At 51.0% G+C, this 17676-nt stretch carries 16 protein-coding genes; 13 read left to right on the top strand and 3 right to left on the bottom strand.

Annotation, left to right across the window (positions count from 1 at the left end):
- Nucleotides 1–61: 61 nt before the first annotated feature.
- The 3 genes from K7B67_RS01115 (at nt 62) to K7B67_RS01105 (ending at nt 5942) form a co-directional block, all read left to right on the top strand.
- Nucleotides 62–2125 carry a zinc finger, RING-type domain-containing protein gene (locus K7B67_RS01115; RefSeq protein ID WP_252178526.1) on the top strand — a complete coding sequence of 688 codons (2064 nt, stop codon included), beginning with the start codon at nt 62–64 and terminating at the stop codon, nt 2123–2125.
- A 104-nt stretch (nt 2126–2229) separates the two neighbouring features.
- The gene (locus tag K7B67_RS01110) at nt 2230–4593 is read left to right on the top strand and encodes a zinc finger, RING-type domain-containing protein (protein ID WP_252178525.1); all 2364 of its coding nucleotides are present in this window, start codon (nt 2230–2232) and stop codon (nt 4591–4593) included.
- A 134-nt stretch (nt 4594–4727) separates the two neighbouring features.
- Nucleotides 4728–5942, top strand: coding sequence for an aspartate aminotransferase family protein (locus tag K7B67_RS01105; RefSeq protein ID WP_252178524.1), 1215 nt, complete (start codon nt 4728–4730; stop codon nt 5940–5942).
- A gap of 138 nt (nt 5943–6080) precedes the next feature.
- Here the strand turns inward: K7B67_RS01105 and K7B67_RS01100 are convergent, their stop codons facing one another.
- Both K7B67_RS01100 and K7B67_RS01095 read right to left on the bottom strand, forming a co-directional pair.
- Entirely contained in the window at nt 6081–6986 is a 906-nt protein-coding gene (locus K7B67_RS01100; RefSeq protein ID WP_346658269.1) for a PDDEXK nuclease domain-containing protein, read from the bottom strand.
- A gap of 199 nt (nt 6987–7185) precedes the next feature.
- Nucleotides 7186–7341 carry a type I restriction-modification system subunit M N-terminal domain-containing protein gene (locus K7B67_RS01095; protein WP_252178523.1) on the bottom strand — a complete coding sequence of 52 codons (156 nt, stop codon included), beginning with the start codon at nt 7339–7341 and terminating at the stop codon, nt 7186–7188.
- A 227-nt stretch (nt 7342–7568) separates the two neighbouring features.
- Here K7B67_RS01095 and K7B67_RS01090 point away from each other — a divergent pair, with 227 nt between their 5' ends.
- Together K7B67_RS01090 and K7B67_RS01085 are read left to right on the top strand one after the other, a co-directional pair.
- Nucleotides 7569–7892: a type II toxin-antitoxin system PrlF family antitoxin gene (locus tag K7B67_RS01090; protein WP_252178522.1), complete on the top strand. Its 324-nt coding sequence runs from the start codon at nt 7569–7571 to the stop codon at nt 7890–7892.
- A 6-nt stretch (nt 7893–7898) separates the two neighbouring features.
- Nucleotides 7899–8387, top strand: a complete 489-nt coding sequence (locus K7B67_RS01085) for a type II toxin-antitoxin system YhaV family toxin (protein ID WP_252178521.1) — start codon at nt 7899–7901, stop codon at nt 8385–8387.
- A 14-nt stretch (nt 8388–8401) separates the two neighbouring features.
- Here the strand turns inward: K7B67_RS01085 and K7B67_RS01080 are convergent, their stop codons facing one another.
- Entirely contained in the window at nt 8402–8635 is a 234-nt protein-coding gene (locus K7B67_RS01080) for a hypothetical protein (RefSeq protein WP_252178520.1), read from the bottom strand.
- Between K7B67_RS01080 and K7B67_RS01075 the strand changes: the two genes are divergently transcribed.
- The 8 genes from K7B67_RS01075 to K7B67_RS01040 all read left to right on the top strand — a co-directional run bounded on the left by K7B67_RS01075 (nt 8634) and on the right by K7B67_RS01040 (nt 17637).
- Entirely contained in the window at nt 8634–9896 is a 1263-nt protein-coding gene (locus K7B67_RS01075; RefSeq protein WP_252178519.1) for a hydrolase, read from the top strand. The two genes, K7B67_RS01080 and K7B67_RS01075, sit on opposite strands and share 2 nt — an antisense overlap.
- Entirely contained in the window at nt 9893–10924 is a 1032-nt protein-coding gene (locus tag K7B67_RS01070) for an arginine N-succinyltransferase (RefSeq protein WP_252178518.1), read from the top strand. Before K7B67_RS01075 ends, K7B67_RS01070 begins: the two co-directional genes overlap by 4 nt.
- A 36-nt stretch (nt 10925–10960) precedes the next feature.
- The gene (locus K7B67_RS01065; protein ID WP_252178517.1) at nt 10961–11776 is read left to right on the top strand and encodes a DUF1338 domain-containing protein; all 816 of its coding nucleotides are present in this window, start codon (nt 10961–10963) and stop codon (nt 11774–11776) included.
- A 116-nt stretch (nt 11777–11892) separates the two neighbouring features.
- The gene (astA, locus tag K7B67_RS01060) at nt 11893–12933 is read left to right on the top strand and encodes an arginine N-succinyltransferase (protein ID WP_252178516.1); all 1041 of its coding nucleotides are present in this window, start codon (nt 11893–11895) and stop codon (nt 12931–12933) included.
- A 73-nt stretch (nt 12934–13006) separates the two neighbouring features.
- Nucleotides 13007–14473 (top strand): succinylglutamate-semialdehyde dehydrogenase, encoded by a 1467-nt coding sequence (gene astD / locus K7B67_RS01055; protein WP_252178515.1) that lies wholly within the window; start codon nt 13007–13009, stop codon nt 14471–14473.
- An 18-nt stretch (nt 14474–14491) separates the two neighbouring features.
- The gene (gene astB, locus K7B67_RS01050) at nt 14492–15865 is read left to right on the top strand and encodes an N-succinylarginine dihydrolase (protein ID WP_252178514.1); all 1374 of its coding nucleotides are present in this window, start codon (nt 14492–14494) and stop codon (nt 15863–15865) included.
- A complete protein-coding gene (locus K7B67_RS01045) occupies nt 15862–16419 on the top strand; it encodes a DUF4136 domain-containing protein (RefSeq protein WP_252178513.1) in 558 nt (185 codons plus the stop codon). The genes astB and K7B67_RS01045 overlap by 4 nt, the downstream gene beginning before the upstream one ends.
- Nucleotides 16420–16485: 66 nt before the next feature.
- The gene (locus K7B67_RS01040; protein ID WP_252178512.1) at nt 16486–17637 is read left to right on the top strand and encodes a cupin domain-containing protein; all 1152 of its coding nucleotides are present in this window, start codon (nt 16486–16488) and stop codon (nt 17635–17637) included.
- Nucleotides 17638–17676 lie beyond the last annotated feature (39 nt).

Below are 17676 nucleotides of genomic sequence, written 5' to 3'. Positions count from 1 at the left end.
AAACACTTTCAGGTTATTTCGTCTATTCTTTGCTATCCAACAATAATCGAGAGCCAAGACATTGGAACGATTACTTAGGTCTCTGTTCTTTTTCCTGCCTTTCATGGCTTCAGTGGAGGCACAAGTTCCTGACGGGTTGGCTGCATACCACCTGCCAGACCAAGCCTCCACTCTCACAGGAACTCTGGTAACACTGGGTGTCCTGGCGCTCAGGCAGCGAACCTGGCAGCCGCTTCCCTATAATCCGGAAAAAGTTACTGAACCGGAGCCGTACAATAATCCGTTTCTTCATATTTCATCGGATGATTCTTTTATCATCAGTGGCCCAGAACCTGTGCCCGACGAGCATACATTTTGTCAGCCCATAGACACTCCTGAGAACAGGACCTGGCAATGCGTTGGTATGGAGTCTATTACCAGCGTGGCGCTCGACATCCAACAGACCCTCTGCCTTAAAACCCATTCTCACCAGAGCACTGTCGTGCACTATAGCCATGAACCCAAGCTGTCATATCCGGAATACGACCGACCCGATTACCAGACTTTTTTTAAAAATCAGCAAGCTGAAATGGAGCGGATTCATAAAATCGCCGCCGAAGAAATAGGCACGGGCAGGGTGAAGATCAAGATCGCCGAGGAAACAACAGACGAAGACACAGCCCGAAGGGTGTTCATTGCAAAAACCAACGGAATCACCGTCAGGGAGCAAAAGGATATTGAGCAGGAAGCTAAACGACACCGTGAAGATGCTCATGTCCAGTCAGACGGCTCTGCCATGGAACAACTTCATCTTCCTGTTGGTAGTGACCTGTGTCTGGCGCCAACCGGGAAAGCCTGTCAGGAGGTTCTATCCAAAATAGTCAGCTGCGCAAGTTCTGAACCAGACACAACCCGTGAAAACTCGCAAGAAACTGCACAAGGGGCACCGGCAGGACAGGAACCTAACCACGCTGGTAAGGATGGATCTGTTGCCACAGCAGCTGACAGCACAACCAAGGATCCGGAACCTTCTGCTAAAAAGCAAAAGCTCCAGCAAACTGGCTCTGAATCTGAATGTGCAGAAGATGACCCTCAACAGTTGTTAAACCAGTATCTTGTGGGGTTCGATGCTCTGGTAACACCAGCAGATGACTTTTGTTGGCTACATGCTATCCATTTATCCGCAGATCAAGACGTCTCGACACTGACCAAAACCCTCATTGATATGATTAGCCATCATTTGCCAGGTAATGAGCAGGCACAGGCCACTGAACATTCAGCTTTTCTATCAAGCTGGATAGCTGCACAGGGCGAAGACAATGTCCGATCGGTCAAGAAACAACTCGTCGATAAGGAATGGCCAGACTTCAGTACTTTATTGCCGCTTCTGAGCTACCTGTTTAAAAAAACGTTTGTCGTTGTCAATCTGCATGCCAGTGGATTAACTCAGGATCAGGTGTTTACCTACGCCACTTCTAATCATGTGCGCGTCACCATAGTCTCAGAAGCATCGGCTATAAATACCCCGGAGGAAAGGGTCTATCTGGGGCTGCTGTCCAGAGATAATCACTATGTCGGTATTCGGCCTGACACTCAGGATGACAATGATTCACATAGCTGCCCTGTTTGCATCGAAAAGTTTACAAAAAGCAGTGGCATCAAGAGTACAAGTTGTCATCACTACGTGTGTAATAAGTGTTTTGATCGTTTGAACGTGCTTCGAGGGTGGGATTGCCCTATATGCAGGAAGCGGCAGAAGTACATTAAGCCTGTTTCGGACGGTGCAGCATCCGCTGATTCAGAGGCAAAAGTGACAGATTCAGACTCTCCTGGGATCTGGCAATACTTCAGCTTACCTTCACCTATTAACGACATACTAACCGACGCAGAAGCTCCCCTTAGAATGCACAGAAAGATCCACCTGCCTGCCGACCAGAGACCCAGCAGACCCAAGCTGCATCATTGTGACCACGAGGACTGCAACTTCAGCTCCGACCTTACGAGCCGTCTCGAAAGGCACAAATGGATGCACCAGCCTGCCGGCCAGGGGACCAGGCGGTATTATTGTGACTATGAGGGCTGCAACTTCAACTGCAACGTTCTGTTGGAGCTCAAACGGCACAAACAGACCCACTTGTCTCCCTGACGATTCAGGTGACCCAAGGTGCATCCAGTCACCGGTCATCAAAAAACACTTTCAGGTTATTTCGTCTATTCTTTGCTATCCAACAATAATTGAGAGCCAAGACATTGGAACGATTACTGAGGTCTCTGTTCTTTTTCCTGCCTTTCATGGCTTCAGTGGAGGCACAAGTTCCTGACGGGTTGGCTGCATACCACCTGCCAGACCAAGCCTCCACTCTCACAGGATCCCTGGTGACACTGGGTGTCCTGGCGCTCAGGCAGCGAACCTGGCAGCCGCTTCCCTATAATCCGGAAAAAGTTACTGAACCGGAGCCGTACAATAATCCGTTTCTTCATATTTCATCGGATGATTCTTTTATCATCAGTGGCCCAGAACCTGTGCCCGGTGAGCATACATTTTGCGAGCCCATAGACGCTCCTGAGAACAGGACCTGGCAATGCGTTGGTATCGAGTCCATTACCAGCGTGGCGCTCGACACCCAACAAACTCTCTGCCTTAAAACCCATCCTAACCAGAGCACTGTCGTGCACTATAGCCATGAACCCAAGCTGTCATATCCGGAATACGACCGGCCCGATTACCAGACTTTTTTTAAAAATCAGCAAGCTGAAATGGAGCGGATTCATAAAATCGCCGCCGAAGAAATAGGCACGGGCAGGGTGAAGATCAAGATCGCCGAAGAAACAACAGACGAAGACACAGCCCGAAGGGTGTACATTGCAAAAACCAACGGAATCACCGTCAGGGAGCAAAAAGATATTGAGCAGGAAGCTAAACGACACCGTGAAGATGCTCATGCCCAGTCAGACGGCTCTGCCATGGAACAACTTCATCTTCCTGTTGGTAGTGACCTGTGCCTGGCACCAACCGGGAAAGCCTGTCAGGAGGTTTTGTCCAAAATAGTCAGCTGCGCAAGTTCTGAACCAGACACACCCCGTGAAAACCCGCAAGAAACTGCACAAGGCGCACCGGCAGGACAGGAACCTAACCACGCTGGTAAGGATGGATCTGTTGCCACAGCAGCTGACAGCACAACCAAGGATCCGGAACCTTATGCAAAAAAGCAAAAGCTCCAGCAAACTGGCTCTGAATCTGAATGTGCAGAAGATGACCCTCAACAGTTGTTAAACCAGTATCTTGTGGGGTTCGATGCTCTGGTAACACCAGCAGATGACTTTTGTTGGCTACATGCTATCCATTTATCCGCAGATCAAGACGTCTCGACACTGACCAAAACCCTCATTGATATGATTAGCCATCATTTGCCAGGTAATGAGCAGGCACAGGCCACTGAACATTCAGCTTTTCTATCAAGCTGGATAGCTGCACAGGGCGAAGACAATGTCCGATCGGTCAAGAAACAACTCATCAATAAGGAATGGCCAGACTTCAGTACTTTATTGCCGCTTCTGAGCTACCTGTTTAAAAAAACGTTTGTCGTTGTCAATCTGCATGCCAGTGGATTAACTCAGGACCAGGTGTTTACCTACGCCACTTCTAATCATGTTCAAGTCACCATAGTCTCAGAAGCATCGGCTATAAACACCCCGGAGGAGAGGGTCTATCTGGGGCTGCTGTCCAGAGATAATCACTATGTCGGTATTCGGCCTGACACTCAGGATGACAATGATTCACATAGCTGTCCTGTTTGCATCGAAAAGTTTACAAAAAGCAGTGGCATCAAGAGTACAAGCTGTCATCACTACGTGTGTGATAAGTGTTTTGATCGTTTGAACACGCCTCAAGGGTGGGAATGCCCCATGTGCAGGAAGCGGCAGGAGTATATTAAGCCTGTTTCGGACGGTGCAGCATCCACTGATTCAGAGGAGGAAGAAATGGGAGTAGACTCTTCTCAGATCTGGGAATTATTAACATCAGCTTTACTGGCTATCGACTCGAGACCCAGAAGACCCAAGGAGTATCATTGTAAGCATGAGAGCTGCAAATACAGCACAGACTGCCCAAGCCATCTGAAAAGGCACGAACAGATCCACCGGCCTGCCGACCAGATACCCAGGGTGCATCGTTGTCAGCATGATGGCTGCGACTACCGCACAAACCGCTTAGCCCATCTCAAAATGCACACACAGGTCCACCGGTCTGGCGACCAGAGACCCAGGGTGCATCGTTGTGAGCATGATGGCTGCTGCGGCGACAGCACAGACCGCAAAGGCAATCTCAAAATGCACACACAGGTCCACCGGCCTGACAACCAGAGACCCAAGGTGTATCGTTGTCAGCATGAGGGCTGCAACTACAGCACATTCTTCGCAGGCAATCTCAAAAGGCACACACAAGTTCACCAGCCTGCCGACCAGAGACCCAAGGTGTATCGTTGTCAGCATGAGGGCTGCCACTACAGCACAGACCTCGCAGGCAATCTCAAAAAGCACTATTGTACCCACTTTCCTGACAACTTCAGATCCAAAAGCAAAGCGAATAACCCGCCAAAAAAGAAAGAAGGGTGAGTTTCCCGGTAAAACGGTTCTCAGAGAAAACTCCGGGTCGCCTGATGTAAACTCTTTGCTCCGGCTTTGATCTATAGTTGTTAGGCCAACGGCTAAGCCAACAAATAATAAACCATGCGCCCCGAGGACAAAAAATGAGCGAATACTCCGTTAACAGAGCGACCTTCGATGAAGTTATGGTGCCAAATTATGCACCACAGGCAATGATTCCCGTTCGTGGAAAAGGTTCCCGAGTCTGGGATCAGGAAGGCCGTGAGTACGTCGATTTCGCAGGGGGGATTGCCGTTAATGCCCTTGGTCACTGCCACCCTCAACTGGTCAGGGCTCTCAAGGAACAGAGCGACAAACTCTGGCATCTGAGTAACGTTTATACCAACGAGCCTGCCCTGGCCCTGGCCCAGCGCCTGACCGAAATCTCCTTTGCCGACAAAGTCTTCTTCTGTAACTCAGGTACCGAGGCCAACGAAGCCGCCTTCAAACTGGCCAGAAAATATTCTTTTGATCATGTTGGCCCTGAAAAACACGAGATCATATCCTTTAAAAGCGCGTTCCACGGTCGCAGCCTGTTCGCCGTCACCGTGGGTGGCCAACCCAGTTACTGTGAAGGTTATGCGCCGGTTCCGGCGGGTGTGACTCATCTGCCTTATAACGACCTGGAAGCCCTGAAAGCGGCTATTTCCGACAAGACCTGTGCGGTTGTTCTGGAACCCATCCAGGGTGAAGGAGGTGTGATCCCGGCAGATCCTGAGTTCCTGCAAGGTGTAAGAGCACTGTGTGATAAACACCAGGCCCTGATGGTGTTAGATGAAGTGCAAACCGGTGTTGGCCGTACCGGTGAATTTTATGCCTACATGACCACCGGCGTCATTCCAGATATTCTCACCACCGCCAAATCCCTGGGCGGCGGCTTCCCGGTGGCGGCTATGCTGGCCACCGACGAAGTGGCCAAAAGCTTCGGCTTTGGCAGCCACGGCAGCACCTATGGTGGCAACCCCCTGGCCTGTGCTGTTGCCCTGGAAACCATCAACCTGATTCACAATGACCAGATTCTGGCCAATGTCAGCAGCAAACATGAACTGTTCCGCAGCGAGCTGGAGCGCATTAACAAAACCTACGGCGTCTTCAAAGAAGTTCGTGGCCGGGGCATGTTGATTGGCGCTGAGCTGACCGAAGAGTGGCACGGCAAAGCCAAGGACTTCCTGGCCGCTGCTGCAAAAGAAGGTCTGATGATGCTGGTGGCCGGACCGAATGTGCTGAGAATGGCGCCGTCGCTGATCATTCCGGATGAAGATATCCGTGAAGGCATGGCAGCCCTGGAACGAGCGGTTGCCAAAGTCGTTAATCCCTAATTTTATTCTTCAAATTCTGCGTTTGAGCTTGGCTGAAAGCTCAAGCGCAGGGTTGGTAGAACTTCTCCTTGGCCTGCAATTGGGCGATGGTCTAATTCTGGAAAACCTGTTTCACGGATGCGTCCTTGCTGATGGGCGCTACTTGCTTCTGTTCTCAATACGCCGACGCGCGTTTTGGATGGCTTGCTGGAACCGGGCTTCAAGTACTTCCATGGAAGGCAGGCTGGTCAAATAGTCAGCCACATGAATGCCGCTTTTGTCCAGCTCTAGCAGCTCGATCTGATCTTGCTTTTTGCCTGTGCAGAGAATAATGCCAATAGGCGGCTCTTCTCCCTGCTTGCGATCATGTTTATCCAACCAGCGGAGATACAGCTCCATTTGACTTTTGTGGCTGTGATGAAAATCTTCCGTTTTCAGCTCAATAGCCACTAAGCGTCTCAACTCCCGGTTATAGAAAAGCAGGTCAATATAAAAGCTGTCATTATCGATCAAAATGCGCTTTTGTCGGGCTATGAAACTGAAGCCGACGCCCAGCTCCAATAAAAATTGCTCCATATCCCGCAAAATGGCATCTTCAAGATCTTTTTCCAGATAGCGATCATTGAGATTGAGAAAGTCCAGCATATAAGGGTCTTTCAGTAACACATCAGGCTCTATGCTGCCAGTTTCTTTCAGGGCATTCAGTCGCGCCTCAAGCACTTTTTCGGGCTGTTTTGCGGCCATAGTCCGTTCAAAAAGCAAGCTTCCCACCTGTTTTCGCAGGGTGCGGACACTCCAGCGCTCAATACCGCACATCTGCACATAAAAGTCTCGTGCCAGCGGCTCTTTCAGATAGATCAGCTCCAGAAAATGACTCCAGTGCAATTGTCTAGACAGTGTCGAGACAATTTGCTGATCCGGATAAGCTTCGGCGAAACGACAGCAATGGAACAGCTGCTTCTCACTCCAGCCTTTGCCAAAAGCGGCGGTGAGTTGCTTCGATAGATTGACGACCACCTGCTTACCATAATCGGCCCGCTCGCCCTTGAGTACTTCGGTGTTGATACGCTGACCTATCTACCAATAGAGCAGGGTCAGTTCGGCATTTACTGCTACAGCAGCCCGTTGTTTGGCTGAAGTGATAAGGGTTTTGATCTCACCAAATAGTGAAGTGGCTGACTCTGGTGTTGTCATTCAGTGGCCTCGACGGAGTTGGGGTGTTGTTGTTTTTGTGAGTGTAGTGGAGGCATCCAGTCGCGTACGTCTATTTTTCCGATAACGGGGCGGAGATCAGGAAACCGTCGAACACCCTTGGCAGGCCGGGATCAACCTGACCATACTGGAGCTGTTTGAAATTTCCCCAGAGAAGGTCAGCAACAGACCAGATAAAGACAGCGAGATTGTTATGGGATTGAGACATAAAGCGTTCTGAATTTATGGCGGTTGGTGGGTTGGAGCCCAGAGCGGTTAGACTGGGAAAACGCTTGTCTTACGGCGTTAGTCGTTATTGTGGAGGATATAGAGGGCAGGCTCAAGTGGTGTATGTAGCCATGCCAACGTTTTGGTCGTTTCACCCGGAACCCTGACTTTGACCAAGTAATGCATTTGCATTACCATAATAAATTATAATTAACATCCGAGGATTTCATGATGAAAAATGTGTCCGTAGATCGATCCACCCTGACGGATCGTTATCAGACGACTATTCCGGCCTCGGTCAGAAAAGCGCTGGAATTAAACAAGCAGGAAAAGCTTCGGTATGAGATTCGTTCCGATGGCAGTGTCCTGCTTTCCAAGTGGCAGAGTGACGAAGGAGATCCTGTAATAGCGGGTTTCCTGGACTTTCTCGAGCAGGATATGAAAAACCAACCCCAAACACTGAAACAGGTTTCTCCGGAGCTTGCCCGGAAGCTCAATGATCTGGTTGGGGAGATGGATATTGATCTTGATGAGCCTCTTGGTGAGGATTGATCGACAATGCGTTCCATCCGTAATGACTTTCATGGCTGGAAGATTCTGGCCCATCCCATGTTTGTCGCACAGCTCAAGAGCCTGGCTGTCGAGGTCAAAAAACTGAAACAGCAGTATCCTGATTCCTTCCAAAAGAAAAACGCCACAAAACGACTGGCGGCAATCAGCCAGTTGGCGTTTGAACGGGTTCCAAGCAATCCCTCTGACCCCGTATACCGTCAAGGCTTGACGCTTGGAAAAGCCAGAAAGCACTGGTTTCGAGCTAAGTTTTTTCAACAGTACCGGCTGTTTTTCCGCTATGACGAAGCAGCCAGAATCATCATATATGCCTGGGTAAATGACGAAAAAACCAAACGTGCCTATGGCAGCAAGACCGATGCCTATTCGGTGTTTGGGAAACTGGTGAGCGCGGGAACGCCTCCTGACAGTTGGCAGGCTCTCATGAATGAATCCCAAAGCATTGAGGATCTGGATGAGTTTTTCAAAAACCTCTAGCCCGAATATTTCATTTAAACGAACAGGCATTCACGGATGGTTAGTTGTTTGGGAAGGCTGGGCGAAACTGCAACTGTCCGTATCGCAATACTTACTGTCGCAAAATCAAGAGTGATCACGCTCAGCGGCTTGTATACTGAGACAGCCATAACCTCTGACAAAACAACCAGAACAAAACCAATATCAAAATAGAATGCCGCTTTAGCCTGCATTTCAACAAAACCCATCCCTAAAAAATGGTGCCTCATGTCCGATCTTCTTGCCCCACTACAACCCCTGCTAACCCGCCTGGACAACCGTCAGGCCGAGATGCTCCGGCACACCATTGAACTGGCTGAAATCAACTCCGGCAGTCTTAATGCCGCGGGTGTTAATCAGGTCATGGAACGTCTCAGGCACCTGACCGCAGCTTTGGGTGGCAAGCAGGAAGTCATTGATCTGGAACCCTATGAGGAGATTAATAACCAGGGAGAAGTGACTCAACACCAACTCGGCAAGGCTCTGAGAATCCGCAAGCGCCCTGAGGCTCCTCTTCAGGTTTTCCTGTGCGGCCATATGGACACCGTGTTTCCCAAAGACAGCCCTTTTCAGAAGGTCGTCCGTCTTGATGAAGAGACCATCAATGGCCCCGGTGTCACCGATTTAAAAGGCGGCATCATTGTCATGTTGAATGCGCTTGAAGTACTGGAAGCAAGCCCCTGGGCAGACCATATCGGCTGGGAAATCCTGTTTAACCCTGACGAGGAAATTGGTTCACCCGGTTCCGCGCCACTGATAAAAGACGCCGCCAGTCGTGTTGACCTGGGCATGATTTATGAGCCCTCCTTCCCTGATGGCAGCCTCGCCGGCCAGCGCAAAGGCAGCGGCAACTTTACCGCTATCTGCCACGGCAAAGCGGCTCATGCGGGCAGGGAGCATCACCTGGGAAGAAATGCTATCCGTGCCCTGTGCGATTTTGTCTCAGCCATGGACGACCTGAACGGCAAGCGGGAAGGCGTCACCTTTAATCCCGGCTATATTCACGGGGGTGGCCCAACCAATATCGTTCCGGATAAATGCATCAATAGTTTTAATATCCGCCTGGAGAGACCAGAAGATGAAGACTGGTGCCTTCAGGAATTGCAAATGATTGTTAATGAGATCAGCAGTCGCAATGGTATCCGTCTGGAACTCCACGGCGGCTTTAGCAGAAAGCCCAAAGTACTCTCCCCTGCCAACCAGCAACTGCTGGAACTGGCCAGACAGTGTGGTCATGCCCTGGGACTGACCATTGATGTAAAACCGACCGGCGGCTGTTGCGATGGTAATAACCTGGCCTCAGCGGGCATTCCCAATATTGATACTCTGGGTGTTCAGGGGGGTCATATTCACAGTGAACAGGAGTACCTGAAAATCAGCAGTCTGGTGCCCAGAGCCAAACTCAGTGCCGCCCTGCTGCTAACACTGGCCCGCAATGAAGCCCTGGGGATCGACAACAGCTGGCTGAAGAATAAAGAGACCCGCTCATGAAAGTCGTCAGACCTGTTGATTATCAGGACCTCAGTGCCCTGGAAGCACTGGCCAACCGTGCCCAAGGCTCAATGACGACACTGCCGGCAAACCGTGATCACCTGGCAGAACTGATTTGCAAAACCCGGGACTCTCTTGGCAAAAACGTTGAGAGTGCCGCAGACGAAAGCTACCACTTTGTACTGGAAGATCTGGACACGGGTGAGATTCTTGGCATATCCGGCATTATCGCCACAGTGGGTTTGTCGGCACCTTTCTATAACTTCCGTGTCGACGAAGAAGTTCATGCCTGCGAGACACTGCAAACCATCAACCGGATGACCGTTTTAAAACTCTGTCAGGACTACAGCGGTTACACCAGCCTGTGCACGCTTTTTATTTCTCAAAAACACGACAACGGGTTTAACCTTCAGTTGCTGAGCCGGGCAAGGTTCCTGTTTATAGCTGAACACCGTGATCGTTTTTCTGACCGTGTCCTGGCAGAGCTTCAAGGGGTTATTGATGAAAACAATCGCTCAGCATTCTGGGATAGCCTGGGCAGCCACTTTTTCCCAATGGCCATGTCCAAAGCCAATTATCTCACCGGTGTTCAGGAAAAGGGTTTTATTGCTGAGCTGATGCCCCGGTATCCCATCTACACACGCCTGTTACCCAAACAGGCAAGAGCGGTGATTGGTGAACCCAGACCCGATCGGGAGCCGGTGTTTAACCTGCTGGAACGGGAAGGTTTCAGCTACCAGGGCTATGTGGATGTTTTTGACGCAGGCCCCACTCTGGAAACAGGAACCGACCGGCTCACCACAGTGCGTGACAGTCAGACTCATCAACCGGAAGTCGCCATAACATCGGCTGCACGAGAGACGGCTCTTACCGAAAATAACAACTATCTTGTAGCCAACACATCGGCCCAATCTTTTCGCTGCATCAACACGCCTTTTAACCCGAACGCCCCGGCTCTGACACGGGAAGAAATGGATCGGCTGCACCTCAATGACGGCGACCCCGTCAGAGTGGCAGCCTGCTATTAAAAGACCATGGCCTTTTAAAGGCAGAGGAATTAAACAATGACAGAAGCCAATACCAACAAGATCACCCCCCTTCTGGAAGCCATGTGGCAGAACTATCTGGAACTGACCCCCGACGCCCGCACCATCCATGATCTCTTTGCCAATCAGAATGACGGGCTGGTGATCAATGACCACATTGCCCTGCGTACCTACAACCTGGACAAGGTTAATCTCGAAAAAGTAGCCCGCCCCTTTCTCAATGCCGGCTATGTGGCGGGCGGCGACTATGAGTTTCCCGGCAGGAAACTGGTGGCCAAACATTTCCAGCATCCAGACGACACTTTGCCAAAAGTATTTATCAGCGAACTGCTGGTTGAGGCACTGTCGGATAAAGCTCAGCACATTATCCACAGTCTGGTAGATCAGGTGACTGAAGCCTCTGTTCTTGTGGATAACTTCTGCTTTTCAGGACGCCCCTGGACAGTCAGCCTGCAGGACTATGGCCTGCTCTTACAGGAAAGTGAGTACGCGGCCTGGGTCGCGGCCTTGGGATACCGGCCCAACCACTTCACCGTTTCCATCAATCACCTGCAATCCCATGATGACATTCATGTCCTTAACCAGATGTTGCAAGACAATGGCTTCCAACTGAATAACAGCGGCGGTCTGGTGAAAGGTTCTCCCGAGGTACTTCTGGAGCAGTCATCGACCATGGCGGGCAAGGTTAACGTCAGCTTTTCCGATGGCGAGCGGGACATTCCCGGCTGTTTCTATGAATTTGCCAAGCGTTACGCCCTGCCCGATGGTAAGCTTTACCAGGGATTCGTAGCGGCATCTGCTGATAAAATTTTTGCAAGCACCGACACGAAGTGAACCCATTGATCTGACGTTGTTCAGTCATTGAGGAAAGCAACCATGCGGATTTTTATACACGCTGCACGGTTCGAAATAATCATAAAAATACAACCATTAAAGCCTGGCATTTCTCTATGATGATAATCAGACCCATAACCGAACAGGATCACGACGCACTCTGGCAGATTGCCCAGATGACCGGCGTGGGTTTTTCTTCCCTGCAACCTGACCCCGAGATGGTGCAGAGAAAGCTCGAATGGGCAGTCAACTCTTTCAGGGCAGAAAAGCCTCTGGAAGAAGCGTATTACCTGTTCGTCATGGAAGATATGGAAACGGGAACCGTGGTCGGTGTCACCGGTATTGAGTCCGCAGTGGGCCTGAAAGCCCCCTGGTACAACTACAAAGTCAACACTCAGGTGCATGCCTCCAGGGAACTGGATGTCTACACCCGTATCAAAACCCTGACGCTTTGCAGTGACTACACCGGCCACTCGGAACTCTGCACGCTGTTCCTGACCCCCCAATACCGTAAATCCAGTAATGGACACCTGTTGTCTAAATGCCGTTTTCTTTTTATGGCTACCCATGCGCCTCGCTTTAACGAAAGCATTATTGCCGAGCTTCGTGGTTTCTGCGATGAAGAGGGCGAATCGCCTTTCTGGGAGGCCCTGGGCAGACATTTCTTTGCCGTGGACTTTGTCGAGGCCGATCAACAGGTTGCCCGGGGTAAATCCTTTATCGCCGAACTGATGCCACGCAACCCGATCTATACCAATCTGTTACCCGCAAAAGCCCAATGCGTCATTGGCCAGACTCATCCGGATACTATGCCGGCGAGGAAACTACTGGAAGACGAAGGCTTCCGATACACCGGCTATATCGACATTTTTGATGGTGGCCCGGTGCTGGAAACCCAGATTAGAGACATCCGGGCAATCAGGGATTCCCGCCACTACCGGGTCAGGGTGCATGACTGTCTGGATACCGACGAATCGGTCTGGCTGATGGCTAACACTCATTTTTGCGATTTTCGTTGTATAGCCGGACAACTGTCGTTTGAAGGACTGGAATTCGTCAATATCAGCCAGCAACAGGCTGAAGTGCTGAATATACGGGACGGTGATGAACTCAGAGTCGTGCCATTGTTCAATCCACAACGCCATAACCATCGATAAGCAGACCTGAAAACTATAGATCTGAAAACTATAGACCCGAAAACTATAGACCCAAAAACTATGGGAGTGACTTATGAAAGGTTCTCTATTTATTAAAGGACAATGGCTTCAGGGTGAAGGTCAGACATTTCATTCTCTGAATCCAGCCACTGGTGAAACCGTTTGGAGCGGTGCTGCTGCCCAGCCTGCCCAGGTTGACCTGGCTATTTCAGCGGCCCGAAACGCCCAGCCGGAGTGGGCGGCACGCTCTCTGGAAGACCGCATTAATCAGGTGCGCAAGTTTGCCGGGCTGGTTGAAGAAAACGCGGAGCTGCTGGCTGAAACCATTGCCATGGAGACCGGTAAACCCCTGTGGGAATCCAAAACCGAAGCAGCGGCCATGAAAGGCAAGATTGAAATTTCTATCAAAGCCTACCATGAGCGCACCGGCACGACAGAAAATACCATGCCGGGAGCCCGGGCTTTTATACGACACAAGCCTCATGGAGTGGTGGCTGTTTTTGGCCCCTATAATTTTCCGGGGCATTTACCCAACGGACACATTGTTCCGGCCCTGCTGGCGGGCAATACGGTGGTTTTCAAACCCAGTGAGCTGACACCTGCCACCGCTGAAATAACCCTCAAACTCTGGGAACAGGCCGGATTGCCAAAAGGTGTGTTAAACCTGGTTCAGGGCGAGCAAGAAACCGGTATCGCCCTGGCTGCACACCAGGACATTGACGGCTTGTTCTTCACCGGCAGCTCCAATACCGGAAGGGTGATTCATCAACAGTTTGGAGGCCAGCCCGGTAAAATTCTGGCCCTGGAGATGGGTGGCAATAATCCGTTGATTATTACTGAAGTTGAAAATCAAAAAGCCGCGATTCACGACGCTATCCAGTCAGCGTTTATTACCGCGGGTCAACGCTGTACTTGCTCCAGACGCTTGTTCGTTCCGGTTGGCGAATGGGGTGATAGCTTTATTGACCAACTGGTTAAAGCCGCTGGCAACATCAAGGTGGGCCAGTGGAATGATAAAGAGCAGCCCTTTATGGGCGCTGTTATTTCAGAGGCGGCAGCAAACGGTATTCTTCAGGCACAGTCGCGCCTGCAACAACTGGGTGGTGAATCATTGCTGACGGGCAGAAAATTGAAGGAAGGTACCGGTTTATTGTCGCCTGGCATGATTGATGTCACCGCCATCAAAGAGCTACCTGACGAAGAATACTTTGGCCCACTGTTGCAGGTGATTCGTTATAACCAGCTCGACGAAGCTATTGAACAGGCCAATAACACTCGCTATGGGCTGTCCGCTGGCATCTTCAGTGACAGCCGTAAAGACTATGAACGGTTCCTGCACCTGAGCCGCGCTGGCATTGTCAACTGGAACAAGCCCATCACCGGAGCCAGCAGTGCTGCGCCATTTGGTGGTATTGGTGACAGTGGTAACCACCGTCCCAGTGCCTACTTTGCTGCGGATTATTGTGCTTATCCCGTGGCCAGTGTGGAAGCTGAGAGTCTGTCACTCCCGGAAAAACTGGCTCCGGGTTTAAAGCTGTAAGATCGGAATTTAAGAGATATGAATAAAACTGTTGAAGCCAATTTTGACGGCCTGGTAGGTCCGACTCATAACTATGCGGGCCTGTCCCTGGGCAATATCGCCTCAACCCATAATCAGTCAGTGCCTTCCAATCCGAAACGGGCGGCTTTGCAGGGTCTGGCTAAAATGAAGGCACTGCACGACATGGGTTTAGTACAAGGCGTGCTGCCCCCCCATGAAAGACCTGACGTTGATACCTTGCGCAAACTGGGCTTTAGCGGCAGCGATGAGCAGGTGCTTGCCGAAGCCGCACAACAGGCGCCCAAAATTCTTGCCGCCTGCTGTTCTGCATCCACCATGTGGACCGCTAATGCCGCCACCGTGTCACCCAGTGCCGATACTACCTCTGGCACCGTTCATTTCACACCGGCAAACCTGTGCAGTAAGTTTCACCGCTCCATTGAACATGAGATAACCGGTAAAATCCTGAAAGCCGTGTTCCCCGGTGAGGAACATTTCACCCATCACCCGGCGATTACCCCTTCCTCTCACTTCGGTGATGAGGGCGCAGCCAACCACACCCGTTTCTGCCGGGACTACGGAGACAAAGGGGTTGAGTTTTTTGTTTATGGCCGTCACAGCTTTGATGACGCCCGCCCCGCCCCAACAAAGTTTCCGGCCCGTCAGACTCTGGAAGCTTCGCAGGCCATTGTTCGCAACCATCAACTGAACACCCGCCGTACAGTATTTGCACAGCAAAACCCTGAAGTCATTGATCAGGGAGTGTTCCATAACGATGTTATTGCGGTGGGTAACCGCCATGTCCTGTTCTGTCACGAGAAAGCGTTCCTGAATCAGGCTCAGGTCTACAACGAACTGAGAAGCAGCTATAGAAGCAGCTATAGAAACACCTGTGGCCGGGATGACTTCTGTATTATTGAAGTGCCTGAAAGTCAGATAAGGGTCGAGACTGCGGTGAAAAGTTACCTGTTCAACAGCCAGCTGCTCAGCACTTCCGATCATGATATGACCATTGTTGTGCCCTCTGACTGTCAGAGCGATCGACAGGTTTCAGCGTATCTGGAAGGGCTGGTTGCGTCGGACAATCCCATTAATGACGTTAAAGTGTTCGACCTGCGACAGAGTATGAATAATGGCGGTGGACCCGCCTGCCTGCGGCTGAGAGTCGTCCTGACGCCTGAAGAACTGGCGGCCACTAACCAGGCCTGCCTGATGGACGACAACCTTTATGTAACCCTCTGCCAATGGGTAGAAAAACATTACCGCGACAGGCTGACTGAAGCCGACCTTGCCGATCCTGCCCTTGTGATTGAATCCCGCACGGCTCTGGATGAGTTAACCGGCATTCTGCAGCTGGGGCCGGTTTATCCATTTCAGCAGGTGAACCGATGAGAACACTATCCGTTGCCATCATAGCCATTGTTTCTACAGTCCTTGCAGGCTGCGTCAGCGTGACCATTCCGCAGGAAAAGTCTCAGGTCGCTCCCCTGTCGATTACGTCTTCTCCCCTGCATCGGTTCGCTTTATCCGATTTTGATGGCTTATTATTCGAAGCCATTGTCCCTGATCAGGCGGACCCGATGTTTCCTAACCGGGAGAAGGCTTATGAGACGATAGAAGTCGAGATAGCCAAACAGCTGTCAGCAAAGATGAACATGAATCCTGGCCAACTCTCTCAGAATCCTCTGATTGTTCGCTACGCCATAGCCTCTGGCTCGACCGTTTCCGATGCCGAACTGGTTGGTTTCTTTGGAACAACACCGGGGCTGGTCACGGCACCGGGCCAGGAAAAGCTGACGATCGCCGTCACGCTGATTCAAGCCAATACCGGTGATGCTTTGTGGCAAGGGGTCGCCCAGGGCACCATCGTTCCCGGATTGACCAATGAGACGAGACTGGCCAGGGCTGAAGCAGCCATAGCCAGAATGTTGAGTGGCTTGAGGTGATAATCCCATCAACAAGGTCACTTTATGCTAACCTTGTGTCGTTTATTTACACGTCGATGAAATTCAATGAAACAGCCTATCCTGGGATCCCTCTCGCCCGAGGCTTTCCTGCAAAGTTATTGGCAAAAGAAACCCCTGCTGATTCGTCAGGCCATCCCGGATTTTCAGTCGCCGCTCTCAGCCGACGAGCTGGCGGGTCTGGCACTGGAAGAGGAAGTTGAATCCCGCATTGTGCTTGAGCAAGGGGAAAATCCCTGGGAGCTAAGACGGGGGCCTTTCAATGAATCGGACTTTGCCTCTCTGCCCCCCAGTCACTGGACGCTTCTGGTTCAGGCTGTGGACCACTGGGTTCCCGATGTTCATTCGCTACTGGATTACTTTGACTTTCTGCCCTCCTGGCGACTTGAGGACATTATGATCAGCTATGCAACCGATGGGGGCTCAGTGGGTCCTCACTATGATCATTTTGATGTTTTCCTGATTCAGGCCGAAGGGCAAAGACGTTGGCAAGTGGGTCCGGTCTATGATGCCAGTTCACCGAAACGGGAAGACACTGACCTTCATATCCTGTCAGAGTTTGAGGTTCTGGAAGATTATGTCCTTGAACCAGGCGACATGCTCTACCTGCCCCCCGGTATCGGTCATCATGGCGCGGCCGACGGGGAATGCATGACGATCTCAGTAGGCTTTCGGGCTCCCAGTCACCGCGAGATTCTGATGCAGTTTACTGATTTTATCGCCGATCAGTTACCAGAAAGCCTTCGCTATTCAGACCCCGACCAGACGTTGCCGGAGCAAAAGGCTGAAATTGATGACCAGGCCCTGGATCGACTGCAGACAATCCTGAAAGAGCATATAGAAGATCGCTCAATGCTGGCAGAGTGGTTTGGCGAGATGATGACTCAACCTAAGCATGAGCAGCCTGTGGACGAGCCCTGGCAAAGTTGGGAAGCATTTAAGGACGAGGCTGAAGGGGTTGACCTGGTGCTTAATGAAGGCTCAAGGCTTGCGTTCAGGAAAGAGAACGGCTCCCTGATATTGTTTGCTGATGGTGATGCTTACGAATGTCACTGTGCAAACGCTGTGAACCTGGCTCAACAGTTGTGTCAGAACTCACAACTGACATCCGATCAATGGCACTCTGTCGTAGACCATGAAACACGGGGGCTGCTGCTCGACTTAATTAACTCAGGTTGTATCTACCCGCTCTTTAAATAACCCGACTGTCACAAAACCCTGACTCCCATGCTTTCAGGC

Origin of the sequence: Endozoicomonas sp. 4G (genome assembly GCF_023822025.1) — a bacterium.
In the GTDB taxonomy this organism is placed as follows: domain Bacteria; phylum Pseudomonadota; class Gammaproteobacteria; order Pseudomonadales; family Endozoicomonadaceae; genus Endozoicomonas_A.
Note: the sequence above shows the minus strand (reverse complement) of the source record. Positions and strands in the feature narration are given on the sequence as shown.

Excerpts from the sequence above, each read along its gene's own strand:
- K7B67_RS01105 (WP_252178524.1), top strand. The coding sequence starts at position 4,728 with ATGAGCGAATACTCCGTTAACAGAGCGACCTTCGATGAAGTTATGGTG.
- K7B67_RS01095 (WP_252178523.1), bottom strand. The coding sequence starts at position 7,341 with ATGTCTCAATCCCATAACAATCTCGCTGTCTTTATCTGGTCTGTTGCT.
- K7B67_RS01090 (WP_252178522.1), top strand. The coding sequence starts at position 7,569 with ATGATGAAAAATGTGTCCGTAGATCGATCCACCCTGACGGATCGTTAT.
- K7B67_RS01085 (WP_252178521.1), top strand. The coding sequence starts at position 7,899 with ATGCGTTCCATCCGTAATGACTTTCATGGCTGGAAGATTCTGGCCCAT.
- K7B67_RS01075 (WP_252178519.1), top strand. The coding sequence starts at position 8,634 with ATGTCCGATCTTCTTGCCCCACTACAACCCCTGCTAACCCGCCTGGAC.
- K7B67_RS01080 (WP_252178520.1), bottom strand. The coding sequence starts at position 8,635 with ATGAGGCACCATTTTTTAGGGATGGGTTTTGTTGAAATGCAGGCTAAA.
- K7B67_RS01070 (WP_252178518.1), top strand. The coding sequence starts at position 9,893 with ATGAAAGTCGTCAGACCTGTTGATTATCAGGACCTCAGTGCCCTGGAA.
- K7B67_RS01065 (WP_252178517.1), top strand. The coding sequence starts at position 10,961 with ATGACAGAAGCCAATACCAACAAGATCACCCCCCTTCTGGAAGCCATG.
- astA (WP_252178516.1), top strand. The coding sequence starts at position 11,893 with ATGATGATAATCAGACCCATAACCGAACAGGATCACGACGCACTCTGG.
- astD (WP_252178515.1), top strand. The coding sequence starts at position 13,007 with ATGAAAGGTTCTCTATTTATTAAAGGACAATGGCTTCAGGGTGAAGGT.
- astB (WP_252178514.1), top strand. The coding sequence starts at position 14,492 with ATGAATAAAACTGTTGAAGCCAATTTTGACGGCCTGGTAGGTCCGACT.
- K7B67_RS01045 (WP_252178513.1), top strand. The coding sequence starts at position 15,862 with ATGAGAACACTATCCGTTGCCATCATAGCCATTGTTTCTACAGTCCTT.
- K7B67_RS01040 (WP_252178512.1), top strand. The coding sequence starts at position 16,486 with ATGAAACAGCCTATCCTGGGATCCCTCTCGCCCGAGGCTTTCCTGCAA.